General features: G+C 41.0%; 10 protein-coding genes. 3 read left to right on the top strand and 7 right to left on the bottom strand.

Annotated elements, in window-relative coordinates:
• Positions 1 to 62 precede the first annotated feature (62 nt).
• From AC6IZ0_RS12410 to AC6IZ0_RS12430, 5 genes are all read right to left on the bottom strand, one after another.
• Positions 63 to 1,673: a Ycf46 family AAA ATPase gene (locus tag AC6IZ0_RS12410; protein ID WP_497723167.1), complete on the bottom strand. Its 1,611-nt coding sequence runs from the start codon at positions 1,671 to 1,673 to the stop codon at positions 63 to 65.
• Between the two features lie 174 nt (positions 1,674 to 1,847).
• Complete coding sequence (locus tag AC6IZ0_RS12415; protein ID WP_497723169.1) at positions 1,848 to 2,021, bottom strand: hypothetical protein; 174 nt, start codon at positions 2,019 to 2,021, stop codon at positions 1,848 to 1,850.
• Positions 2,022 to 2,354: 333 nt separating this feature from the next.
• On the bottom strand, positions 2,355 to 3,146 hold the full coding sequence (locus tag AC6IZ0_RS12420) for a GUN4 domain-containing protein (protein WP_497723170.1): 792 nt from the start codon (positions 3,144 to 3,146) through the stop codon (positions 2,355 to 2,357).
• Between the two features lie 1,212 nt (positions 3,147 to 4,358).
• The gene (locus AC6IZ0_RS12425) at positions 4,359 to 5,330 is read right to left on the bottom strand and encodes an Npun_F2552 family protein (RefSeq protein WP_497723172.1); all 972 of its coding nucleotides are present in this window, start codon (positions 5,328 to 5,330) and stop codon (positions 4,359 to 4,361) included.
• Positions 5,331 to 5,434: 104 nt separating this feature from the next.
• The gene (locus tag AC6IZ0_RS12430; protein WP_497723174.1) at positions 5,435 to 6,844 is read right to left on the bottom strand and encodes an aspartate ammonia-lyase; all 1,410 of its coding nucleotides are present in this window, start codon (positions 6,842 to 6,844) and stop codon (positions 5,435 to 5,437) included.
• A gap of 71 nt (positions 6,845 to 6,915) precedes the next feature.
• Here AC6IZ0_RS12430 and pgsA point away from each other — a divergent pair, with 71 nt between their 5' ends.
• A complete protein-coding gene (pgsA, locus tag AC6IZ0_RS12435; RefSeq protein ID WP_497723175.1) occupies positions 6,916 to 7,434 on the top strand; it encodes a CDP-diacylglycerol--glycerol-3-phosphate 3-phosphatidyltransferase in 519 nt (172 codons plus the stop codon).
• A 96-nt stretch (positions 7,435 to 7,530) separates the two neighbouring features.
• Here the strand turns inward: pgsA and rfbB are convergent, their stop codons facing one another.
• Together rfbB and AC6IZ0_RS12445 are read right to left on the bottom strand one after the other, a co-directional pair.
• Positions 7,531 to 8,601: a dTDP-glucose 4,6-dehydratase gene (gene rfbB, locus AC6IZ0_RS12440; protein ID WP_497723177.1), complete on the bottom strand. Its 1,071-nt coding sequence runs from the start codon at positions 8,599 to 8,601 to the stop codon at positions 7,531 to 7,533.
• Positions 8,602 to 8,785: 184 nt separating this feature from the next.
• The gene (locus AC6IZ0_RS12445; protein ID WP_497723178.1) at positions 8,786 to 9,724 is read right to left on the bottom strand and encodes an NAD-dependent epimerase/dehydratase family protein; all 939 of its coding nucleotides are present in this window, start codon (positions 9,722 to 9,724) and stop codon (positions 8,786 to 8,788) included.
• A gap of 171 nt (positions 9,725 to 9,895) precedes the next feature.
• On the opposite strand from AC6IZ0_RS12445, the gene AC6IZ0_RS12450 reads away from it, so the two are divergent.
• Both AC6IZ0_RS12450 and AC6IZ0_RS12455 read left to right on the top strand, forming a co-directional pair.
• Positions 9,896 to 11,041, top strand: a complete 1,146-nt coding sequence (locus AC6IZ0_RS12450) for a glycosyltransferase (protein WP_271733322.1) — start codon at positions 9,896 to 9,898, stop codon at positions 11,039 to 11,041.
• Between the two features lie 135 nt (positions 11,042 to 11,176).
• Entirely contained in the window at positions 11,177 to 11,959 is a 783-nt protein-coding gene (locus AC6IZ0_RS12455) for an undecaprenyl-phosphate galactose phosphotransferase family protein (protein ID WP_497726052.1), read from the top strand.
• The last annotated feature ends 60 nt before the right edge of the window (positions 11,960 to 12,019 follow it).

The raw sequence follows: 12,019 nt of genomic DNA on the forward strand, positions 1-12,019 counted from the left end.
AATAGTCATGTTATGATTATGATATTTTCGCAGGAGAGAATATTCACCTATTCCCCTTTCTTTTAATCTACTTCTAGGGGAGTTAAGCCTTGTTGCTGAGAATAGTTTTTTAACTCCTCAACTAATTGGGTATCTATAGAAGCTGTTCTGGCTCCTGCTTCCGCAGCCCAGCGTTTTAAACTAGCGATTTGTTCTTTGGCTATGGCTGCTAAAGGTACGGTTTCTGATATAGCGGCTAAAATATCATCTGTGTTAAAATCACGCCGATTACCATTTACCAGATTACCAAAAGCTCGATGCATTCCATCAATAATCACTTGCTGAATTTCAGCACCGCTAAAGTTTTCTGTATGTTCAGCAAGTTTGGGTAAATCAAAGTCTCGCAGTTGGGAGGGACGAATTTTTTGCAGGTGGACTTTGAAAATATCATGACGTTCTTGTTCTGTAGGTAAATTTAAAAAGAATATTTCATCAAAGCGCCCTTTCCTTAATAACTCAGCTGGGAGAATTTGCACATTATTGGCCGTAGCTACCATAAAGACTGGACTTGTTTTTTCTTGCATCCAAGTAATTAATGTCCCAAATACCCGGCGAGAGGTGCCAGAATCACCATCAGCACTACTATTGATATTACCAAATGCTTTATCTATTTCATCCATCCATAATACACACGGAGAAATAGCTTCTGCTAATTGAATCATTTTGCGAATGCGATTCTCACTTTCTCCCACTATTCCCCCAAATAGTCTACCTACATCTAAGCGTAAGAGAGGTAAACGCCATTCATGGGCGATGGTTTTGGCTGATAATGATTTACCAGTTCCTTGTATTCCTACAAGTAAAATTCCTTTGGGGTTAGGTATTCCATACCGTCGAGCTTCTTCGGTAAACGCATCTTGACGCATCCGCACCCACTGTTTAAGATTTTCCAATCCCCCAACATTCTTTAATGATTCATGGGCTGTGTAAAATTCTAATATTCCTGTTTGGCGAACTGCTTGTTTCTTGGCTTCTAAAACTCCGTCAATATCTGATTCGTTTACTTGTCCTTTGGCGGCTAAAGCTGCTGCTAAAACTCGCCGAATTCTAGCGCGACTTAATCCTTCACAGGCTTTGATGAGTTGCTCTTTTCCTAGTCCGCTTAAATTGAGTTTCTCAGGAACCACTAGTTGGTGAATCAAGTAATCAATCTCTGCAATCTTTGGTAAAGGAAAATCAATAACTGTGATTTCTTCTTGTAATTCTGGAGGAATGGTTAATGTATGACTGGTGAGGATGAGGGTCTGACGGGTGCGGTTGAGTTGTCGAGTCAGATTTTTGAGCGCGCGAATCACGGGAGCATGTCTTTCCATCTCCGGGCTTTTGAGGATAAAATGTATATCACGCAATACAAATATAGTAGTTGTGTTTTCTGGTGCTTTGGCTATTCTGGCTAATGCACTCATGACGGATCCTTTATCGTTTCCGTTGTCATTCCAACCGGTAACTATGTCCCAGAATAATAACTGACGCTGTGACTGGGATAGTTGCGTGACTTGTTGTAGTACTTCTTCTATGGGTTCTTCTTCGGCTCCGACTATATAAAGTAGTGGATAGCGGGCGCGAAGCATTAAGTCTAATTGCTGGACTAGTTTTTCATGGGGACTTGCGGTGCTCACAGCATTGTTACTCATTAGTATAAATGGCAAATGAATTATTAATGTATGAAATTTGTCTAGGAGATATGAGCAGTTATAAGTTGGGCTATCCTGTCGCTAAACCACCACCGATCTTTATGGTTCAGCTATTTATTTCGATTCCTATCCTAATAACTACCCGACAAAAAGCTTTATAAAGTTAGCTAATGGTCAAACACCATTGGCTAGATTTTCGCCTCGATGATTCAAGCCTTGTGGGTGAGGATAAGAATAGCGACATCTCAGGCTGGGAATAGCATTTAAAAGGGCTGGTAACTCCGGCGCTTGACTTGGAATATTAAGCACAGTATCATGTTCTTCCGGTTCCTGTGGATTATTCATCATTCCTCAACACTGGGTTTACTTATTGCTGTATTAAAAATATCATACTCCCGCTGGATAATAAACGCCCAGTCTATTTATCCCCAGTTCCTATATGGCGAAGTGAGAATAAATTTCTGATTTTTGACCTTTCCTAGAGCGTTTATGGCGGCTCTTGTTGAGCGATTACCTTGGGATCTGCGCGATAGCTGGCGTGGCGCAGCCATAGGGCGATCGCAAGCTATATCATAGCTAAACCTTGAGCGGATGGCAATTGCTAATTTTCGGTATAGCTAGTACAGTCAGACAGAGCATGACCGCCAATTCACAATGAAAGTTTACATTTTTGTGTCACCCTCATATGCTACAATCGGACAGTTTAGAAATCAGAGAAATAAACAAGTCTCGACCACCTACAAAACAAGACTCCACACAACACCAAAGAGCTAAAAAATTAGGCATTTGTACAGTTTGATTTCTCCTATCACAATTAATCTCAGTGCATTGCAGGCAGTGGTTACTCTTCCTCCATCCTACCCTGTCCCCGAAAGCTTTCCAAACTTCATAGTCCCACTCTTGAGTTCCCCCCAAACTTTCATAAATCTGCTTTTGAACAGAAAAACCAAACAGCCCATCGCTGTACTTTAACCACAACTGGTCAATGGTACCAAGGTCTCCACAGGGAAAGTCATCAATACTTTGAATATTTAACCAGCCTTCCTCTTCCCGTTCTGCAACAGCTAACATTACCCGCTTTGTTTCCTCATCAGCTGCTTTCCACTTCTGTTTTGCGAGTAAGTCACGCAGGTGAGTATAGTCTGCCCCTACAACTGAGTATAACTCTATTCCGTCCTCAAATATTCTTAACGCCTCTTTGGCCTTGGCTTCTGTGCGAGACTGCAACAACGAATAAGCTGCATATTGTACCTTTGGTGACTCATCATTTAAAGCCTGAATTAAGAAATCTAAACCCAGTTCGCCATAATTGAAAGCTTGTGCAATTCCTAGGATTCTCACCTGGGGATTAGGATTACTAAAGCGTAATATCACCCCTTCCATACCACCTAAAACTGCTGCGAACTGTGGCGCTGGATGTTGTCCACCAAGTACAGCATCGTATTCACCAGGTTCTTGCCGATTATTCGTCATTGCTCTATCTCTAGCCTTGATGTATTGCTGTGTCCAAAAGATTGGACTTAGTGAGACGGTGGGACGACAGATGTCAGAAACTTATGCATATTGATCAACTTATGCAGTTTGACAGTTGTGACTATGAGCAAACATTTTTTATTCAGTTTTATTTACCGGAGATGATATGCGGCTAAGTATCGCCAGTAATATAAATATATAAATGCAACTAATAGTTAACTTTGGCATAAGCTACTTGCAGAAGTTCGCTATACAGTAAAGGCGCTGCGGTTTGCAACCCAATCACAAGGATCTTTCCCATACTGGTAAATTCACAAAAAAACTGTATCTCTATCTTAACGACAATAGAGATCATAAGTTTATGTGACTCCCAGTGCTGAGGAATCGCGGATTTTGGGGATGGTGTTTGAGCAATTTCGTCCCTGTTGATAGGTGTTCTTATTGCACCAGAATATCTGGCGACCGCTGACATCTCCACCCACAAGAGGATAGGATTTTACGCTCTACCAATCAACGGCCTTAACCCCATGTCCTAATTATAGTATCACCCAAGTATTATGAGAAATACTTGAATAAATCTTAATTACTCTGAACATCACCCCAAAAACCCTATCTGAGTTAGTAAATGTTAAACTCTGCTAACTAGGTAGAGTTTGATCACCAAAAAAATGAAAAATGGGTTTAAAGTTTTGCCAATGTAGCGGTACTTTTTAATACAGAACTATAAACAGGGTGTCAGTCTGGCTATGCTGCAACTAGAGGTAGTTCATACCCGCAATCTGAGAGTTGCTAGGGTAAGCAGTATGTGACAATATTTCACTTATACATACTTTCTCGGGTTGAGCGATGGCGATCGCCCCTATCAAAACATAGTGGGAGCGTGAGAACCCCTAAGAGGATGTTTGTCAAGTCATGATTAGTGTATCGAAATTATTTGACCCATCCCTAACCCTCCCCTTGTAAGGGGAGGGGACTGGATTTGATTGTTTTTTGTGTGTTCCCTGTTCGGTGTGTTCCCTGTTCCCTAAGATAAAAATTACCTGTTGAAAACTTATCAAACATCCTCTAAGGGATTAAGTAAATCATATCGTAAACGTTGCGTAGCATGGCTTTGGCCTGGGTAGCAACATCAGTTTAGAATCCCCTGTGTTTCCGGGGAGATGTCAAGCTAATTTCATGTTTTCACCTAAACATACAACAAGAATTAAGAATCTAACCTTTACCATAAATACTCATCGGCTCCTTGAGGAACTTAATATAAAAATGTTTAAACGTAGACTTAATCACCCGAGGCATGGCAAAATCAATTGGCATTAACTGATCTGGTAGTTGCCAATCTGTTATTGTCAGTAAATCTGGATGTAAATGGGGAAAATCAATTTCGGTAAGTTCAGGACAAACGCCCAATCTTTGAGAAGCTGCAACCGTAGGTACTTGTTCCGGTGATACCTTGAGAATTTCCACCATTGACCGATCTAAAGCAAATACATCTGATGCTGCTGCTAAAATACCCAAATCACGGGGTTCTCCCCCACTAGGTCCATTACCTTCATGACCGATGATACCATCTAAAATGGTTAGGTTGGGATTAATTGCCCTGGCTGTCTCTACTAACATTTCACCAAATCGGTGAGTATCTTTCCCCGCTTCCATGTGCCACCAAGCTTTCATTTTACCCGGAACACAACCAAACAGATTTTTTACCCCCATAGTTAAAGTCAACTGCATATGTGATTTGACTTTGGGTAAGTTAATGACTACATCTGCTTCCATAGCCTCTTTACATAGCCGCAGATGATTAAAATCTTCACTGACAGTTTGGTAACGCTTACCGTGAAACTCAATAATAGGAATATTCAGTTCTTCTAAAAGCGGGAGATAGCCATTGGCTTGTGCTACTCCTTTGGCGCTTCCAAAAGCCGGACTGTCCCCTAAAAAGGGCTGACCACCAGCGTCTATGACCATCTGGGCAACTTCATAAACCAGTTCCCGGCGGGTTGTACACTCTTTATGGGGACGGGCCCGTGTGAGAAGATTCGGTTTGAGTAACACTCTATCCCCTGGTTTCACAAAGGCAGACATCCCCCCCAAAGGTTGCAGCAGGGTAGCTAAAGATGCCCGTAAAGCCTCTTGTTCATAGGAAGTAGCCTGAATCAAACTAACGGATGGTTTTTGAGTCTGCATGGATAATATATAGGATTGATATAAGTACAATTATATACCCCTCTTCTTGGTAAGGAGAGGGGAGACCTGGAAGCGAGTCAAAAGTGAGGTAAGGTGTTTGAATTTTATGTTAGAGGCACAATGGCGCTCATTTGTTCCAAATCTAACACTTTTGCTAATTCCCCTTCACTCATTAACCCTCTTTCTAAAACAATTTGCCTGAGAGATTTACCGGTTTCTAAAGATTCTTTGGCTACAGCAGCCGCATTTAAATAACCAATGTGGCTATTTAGTGCGGTGACTAATGCTAAACTACCTTCAGCATAAGTTAAACAACGTTCCCTGTTGGCAGTAATTCCCTCAATGCAGCGTTGGGTGAGAGCGGCGATGGTATTACCGAGAATTTCGATACTGTGAATCAGATTATAGGCGATGAGGGGCATCATTACATTCAATTCTAATTGTCCTGCTTGAGCAGCTAAGGCGATCGCATGATCGTAACCCATTACCTGAAAACATACCATAGATGTCATCTCTGCCATAACTGGGTTATATTTACCCGGCATAATTGAGGAACCCGGTTGTACTGGGGGTAATTGAATTTCTTTAAAACCAGTTTTGGGGCCTGAGTCCATTAACCGCAAATCATGGGAGATTTTGACTAAATCCTGGGCTAAATTGCGTAAAGCACCGGAAACATTCACAAAAGGTGCCATACTCTGCATTGCGGCCATTAAATGGGGTGCTGGTTCCAATGGTGATTCCATCAACTGGGAAATCACTTCTACCACACGGGTGCGATACTGGGGATGAGTATTCATTCCAGTACCAGCAGCACTACCACCCAAACCCAAGACCATTAAATCCCCAGAAGCTATATAGATGCGGTTCTGGTGGTCTGATAATATCTGCGCCCAACCGCCGAAATTATCACCCAAACGCACAGGGACTGCATCTTGTAAGTGGGTTCTCCCTGATTTGACGATATCTTGAAATTCTACAGCTTTGGTTTCTAATGCGGCGATCGCTTTTGATAGAGCGGGGTGTAATGTGTGGGTGAGGGCTAATAGTCCCCCAATCCGAATTGCCGTAGGAATCACATCATTGGTAGACTGTCCATAGTTTACATGGTCATTGGGACTCACCCGCTGATAATTGCCCTTTTCTTCCCCAAGAATTTCTAAAGCTCGATTTGCTAAAACTTCATTGACATTCATGTGGTGAGAAGTCCCCGCACCAGCTTGATAAACATCTACTACAAACTGATCTCGTAACTTCCCGTCCAATATTTCATCAGCAGCTTGGACAATTGCTTGACTGATATCTGAGGGAATACAACCCAATTCTCCGTTGACGATAGCGGTAGCTTTTTTGATAATTAAACAAGCATCTACATAAGTAGATAAGGGTCTAATGCTGCTAATATCGAAGTTTTCTACTGCTCGGAGTGTTTGAATACCGTAATAAGCGCTACTTGCAATTTGGCGATCGCCCATGGAATCGCGTTCAATGCGAAAATCTTTATTTTCAGTCATAGTGTTCTGTGGATCATGTCAAAATACAGATCATGCCATGCAAATACACTAAAAACCTAATTTGGTGCTATATGAATTTACCCAACTTAATTACCTTTTCTCGACTTTTGGGAATACCGTTTTTACTTTACGGCTTATATAATCCTACACCCCAAGCTAGATGGGTCTGTTTGACCATATTCTTGGTCGCAGCGTTAACTGATTGGTTGGATGGCTATTTGGCGCGCAAACTCAACCAAATTACTGATTTAGGTAAATTTCTCGACCCTTTAGTGGATAAATTACTCGTACTTGCGCCCTTGTTAGTCTTAGTGGAATTAGAAACTATTCCCGCTTGGGGGGTGTTTGTGATTTTAGCACGGGAATTGGCGATCGCTGGTTGGCGGGTCAATCAAACTACAATCACAGGGGCGAATATTTGGGGTAAACTTAAAACCGTCAGTCAAATAATTGCTATATCACTGTTAATTGCACCTTTATCCACAGCTTGGAAAACTCCTTGTTTGATTGCTTTTTGGGTTTCTGTAGTTTTGACTTTAATATCTGGGGTCATTTATCTGATTCCATCTAGGAATCAAAACAGTTTGTAAGATAGCATCCCATTAGTGATATGAGAAAGGCTCTAAATTTTATCAGAAAGAACATCGTTGGTTGTCTGGTGGTTTTAGATTTGATATGATTCTTAGTTAGGCTGTCCTCTTTTCATAGTTTTGTTTTATCCAGGATTGATATTCTCCTGAGCGTACCTGATTAATCCAATCGGTGTTATTCAGATACCATTTGACAGTTTTCAATAAACCACTATCAAAGTTCTCTTGAGGTTGCCAACCTAATTCATCAATAATTTTACTACAATTAATTGCATATCTCCTGTCATGTCCCGGACGGTCTTTGACAAAAGTAATTAAATCAGAGTGGGAAAAATCAGATTTAGGGGCTAATTCATCTAGAATTGCACAAATTTTCGCCACAACTTGTAAGTTTGTTTGTTCGTTCATTCCACCAACATTATAAGTTTCACCAAGTTTTCCCTGTTCTAGAACCAGTTTAATGGCTTGACAATGGTCGATAACATAAAGCCAATCTCGAATATTTTGACCATCCCCATATATAGGTAATGGTTGACCTTCCATCCCATTCAGGATAGTCAAAGGAATCAGCTTTTCAGGAAACTGACGCGGACCATAATTATTAGAGCAATTTGTGGTTAAAGTTGGTAATCCATAGGTATGATAATAAGCCCTCACAAAATGGTCAGATGCTGCTTTCGATGCTGCATAAGGACTATTAGGCGCATAGGGGGTATCTTCTTTAAAAGCTGGTTCTTGGGGACTTAGTGAGCCGTAAACCTCATCTGTAGATATGTGCAAAAAGCGAAACTGTTGCTGTCTTAGTGGTGACAATTTATCCCAATATATCCGACTTGTTTCTAATAGCTGAAATGTACCAACTACATTAGTTTGAATAAAAGACTCTGGACTTAAAATAGAACGGTCAACATGACTTTCAGCCGCAAAATTAATAATCGCTTCTGGCTGATATTTTTCTAATAAAAAACTAACTAATTCACAATTACTAATATCTCCGCGCACAAAAAGATAGTTGGGATCATCTTGTATTGCTGCTAAAGTTCCTAAATTACTTGCGTAGGTTAATTTATCTAAATTAATGACTTTAGCCCATCCTAATCTCGTCGCTTCTAACACGAAATTAGCACCAATAAAACCCGCTCCGCCGGTCACCAATACAGTTTGCATATCTTCTCAAATAGTTGATTTATTAATCTTTTATTCGCCCCGTAGTGGTTAAAACTTATCTTAACCACCACCTAAACTATAGCAGTCCTAAATCATTTATAAACTTCCCTCTTCCCTTAGATACCTAAACGACTAACGACCTGGAGAAATTTTGAAATAGAATTGCTATAGTCCCGGCTAAACCCTAGACAGCCTGCAAAATTTCTTCATCTAAGGAGAAATCAATTTCAGCTTGATCTTGTCTAGATTTGAGATAATCCTTTTCTAGAGAATCAGCTAACCCAGAAATTAAATCATATTCAGGTTGCCAAGCTAATTCTCTCATAGCTTTATTCACTGATGCAAAGAAATGCTGTACTCGCATGGGGAAAGCTTTGCGCTTGCCAAAATCGAATTTTTTCGGGTCATAATGTACTATTTTAATGGCATCAGGTGATTTACCCGCTGCTACAGCACAAGCACGGGCTAAACCATCAAAGGTCACAAAGCGATCGCCGGAAATATTATAAATTTGTTTTATGGCTTGTTGATTACCCATGACCTGTAACATGGACTGAGCTAAATCTTTGACATGACCTAACTGGGTAATATGCAAGCCATTACCAGGAATGGGAAGGGGGCGATCGCGTAAAATTCTATCAAAAAACCAGCTTTCTAAAGGATTATAGTTACCCGGTCCGTAAATATAAGTTGGGCGAATCGCAGTAAAAGGTAAATTTTGTTGAGTTAGGTAAGATTCTGTTTCATGCTTACCCCGGTGGCGACTTTTCGGATCTACTGCATCCCCTTCTATGTGCGGTAATTGGTCAGATTTGAGATATACCCCCGCAGAACTCATATATACAAAGTGTTGTACCCGTCCTTGATAGATTTCTGCTAAAGGTTGAGTATCCGTAAGTTCCCGACCGTTATTATCAAAAATCACATCGAATTCCTCCGATGATAATTTTTCTTTTAGTTGGTTGGGGTCAGTGCGATCGCCTATAATTTGTCCTACTCCCGGTAAAGAAGGTAAAGGACGATTCCCACGATTAAACAGTACCACCTCATGCCCTTGTTCTACCAACAGTTGAGTCAGATAAACACCAATGAACCTAGTACCACCCATGATTAAAATTCGCATAAAATCCCACCTGAAAAAAAATACTTGTTGTCAAGAGGCTGAAGTCACTATTACCTAGTCCCTAACTTGAGGTTATCAGGTGGCCGTATCCCTGTGGAACCTATAAAGAAAAAACCATTACCTATATCTGACAACTATTTTTGTCTGTTTTTTACCTGTGAGAGTTAGTCCGTGTCTTTAAAATATGCTTTAGTTCATGAGTGGCTCACACCTAAAGCCACTGGGGGTTCAGAAATAGTAGTCCAGGAAATTCTCAAACATATAGACGCTGATGTATATGCTCTGATTGATTTTGAGTCAACCAATCCTCACAGTTATTTATACAAACGGCAGATTGGCACAAGCTTTCTCCAGCAATGGCCTTATGCTCAAAATGGTGTGCAAAAGTACTTACCTTTCTTACCGTTGGCAATTGAACAACTGGATTTACGGGATTATGATGTTATTCTTTCCTCATCCCACGCAGTGGCGAAAGGAGTTCTCACAACTCCCGATCAGTTGCATATCTGTTACTGTCATACTCCCATGCGCTATGCTTGGGATTTGACATTTGATTATCTGCACCACAGCAAGTTGGGACAGGGTTTACCTGGATGGGTAACTCGATATTTACTACATAGTTTACGCCAGTGGGATGTCTTGAGTGCCAATCGCGTAGATTACTTTATCGCCAATTCCCACCATACAGCTCGTCGCATTTGGCGCTGCTATCGGCGAGCAGCAACGGTTATTTATCCACCGGTAAATATTGATAAATTCCCATTGGTGACCCAAAAAGAAGATTTTTATCTCACAGTTTCCCGGTTAGTCAGTTACAAGCAGGTATCCTTAATCGTCAAAGCTTTTAATCAATTACAACTCCCATTGGTAATTATTGGGACAGGATCGGAAATACCAAAAATTCGCGAAATAGCCAGTTCCAACATCCAAATACTTGGATGGCAACCCGATGATGTGGTAAAAAAATATATGGCTAAAGCTAAGGCATTTGTGTATGCAGCTTGTGAAGATTTTGGCATTGCCTTAGTAGAAGCACAAGCTTGTGGTACTCCAGTCATTGCTTACGGTGCTGGAGGTGCTTTAGAAACGGTGCGCGATCTGCGCGCTTGTACCGATACAGCAACGGGCATATTTTTCAGCACACAAACAACAGCAGCCTTAATGGAGGCAGTAGAAAAATTTGAAATTTATCAAACTTCATTCAATCTTGAGTATATGCGATCGCACGCTGCCCAATTTTCATCACAAGTTTTTGCCCAGCGCTATCTCAAATTTATAGAGCAATGTCACCAAGAAAAAAACATTCCAATAGCGTAGCATGGCCTAATCCATAAGTGAACAGCCAAAGTTAATTTCTGGCTTGGTAGTGCTTATTGGCACTTGATGCCCAGAAATGTTTCATTTTAGCTGTAAGATTGAGACTATGTGTGGTGTGGATTATTAAGGAGTATGATGACTGGCCAGAGCTCACTCCTCTCCGGTAAGCGATATCTAGGCTTCAGGAATGGTAAAGCCCAACAGCAAAGCACTAGTACGTCTATGCGTACTTTTATGGACCGGGGACAAAAAACCAAGACGCCTAAACTCAAACCCAGAAGTTTGTCTTTACAGGGTTTAAACGGAGAGTTCGCTAAAAGATTGTTTGATATAGTGTTTTCACTGTTGGTATTGATTTTGTTCTTCCCACTTTATTTAATTTTGTCCCTGCTGATTGCTGTTAGCTCAGAAGGCCCGATTTTTTATATCCAGAAACGGGTAGGCAAAAACTACAAGACCTTCAATTGTATTAAATTTCGGACGATGGTCAGCAATGCAGACGAAATGCTCACGGAAATCATGGCAACATCACCTCACTTGCGAGAAGAATTCCAGAGCAATTTTAAGCTGAAAAAAGACCCCCGAATTACCAAAATTGGTCAATTTTTACGAATCACCAGCTTGGACGAATTACCTCAGTTTTGGAACGTTCTCAAGGGAGACATGAGTGTTGTCGGTCCTCGTCCCTTAGTAGGCTCCGAACTTGCTAAATATGGTTGTCACATTGATCATATTTTAACAATCCGCCCCGGAATTACGGGATTGTGGCAAGTTTCTGGGCGTAATGACATTCCTTACCCGCGAAGAGTCCAAATAGACCTGCATTATGTCAAATTTAGAAATTTCTGGCTAGATTTATGGATAATATTTAAAACAATTGATGTGGTTATTTTACCTAAAAATAAAGGCGCATACTGACAGCTACCGCTTGCGTAAGCCATAGAATCACTCCCACTGTATCGGGAAATTCCTGGGGTA

Source organism: Anabaenopsis sp. NIES-4685 (genome assembly GCF_059725405.1).

What these genes read in the sequence shown, in the direction of transcription:
- AC6IZ0_RS12410 (WP_497723167.1), bottom strand. Translation starts at nt 1,673, where the DNA reads ATGAGTAACAATGCTGTGAGCACCGCAAGTCCCCATGAAAAACTAGTC.
- AC6IZ0_RS12415 (WP_497723169.1), bottom strand. Translation starts at nt 2,021, where the DNA reads ATGATGAATAATCCACAGGAACCGGAAGAACATGATACTGTGCTTAAT.
- AC6IZ0_RS12420 (WP_497723170.1), bottom strand. Translation starts at nt 3,146, where the DNA reads ATGACGAATAATCGGCAAGAACCTGGTGAATACGATGCTGTACTTGGT.
- AC6IZ0_RS12425 (WP_497723172.1), bottom strand. Translation starts at nt 5,330, where the DNA reads ATGCAGACTCAAAAACCATCCGTTAGTTTGATTCAGGCTACTTCCTAT.
- AC6IZ0_RS12430 (WP_497723174.1), bottom strand. Translation starts at nt 6,844, where the DNA reads ATGACTGAAAATAAAGATTTTCGCATTGAACGCGATTCCATGGGCGAT.
- pgsA (WP_497723175.1), top strand. Translation starts at nt 6,916, where the DNA reads ATGAATTTACCCAACTTAATTACCTTTTCTCGACTTTTGGGAATACCG.
- rfbB (WP_497723177.1), bottom strand. Translation starts at nt 8,601, where the DNA reads ATGCAAACTGTATTGGTGACCGGCGGAGCGGGTTTTATTGGTGCTAAT.
- AC6IZ0_RS12445 (WP_497723178.1), bottom strand. Translation starts at nt 9,724, where the DNA reads ATGCGAATTTTAATCATGGGTGGTACTAGGTTCATTGGTGTTTATCTG.
- AC6IZ0_RS12455 (WP_497726052.1), top strand. Translation starts at nt 11,177, where the DNA reads ATGACTGGCCAGAGCTCACTCCTCTCCGGTAAGCGATATCTAGGCTTC.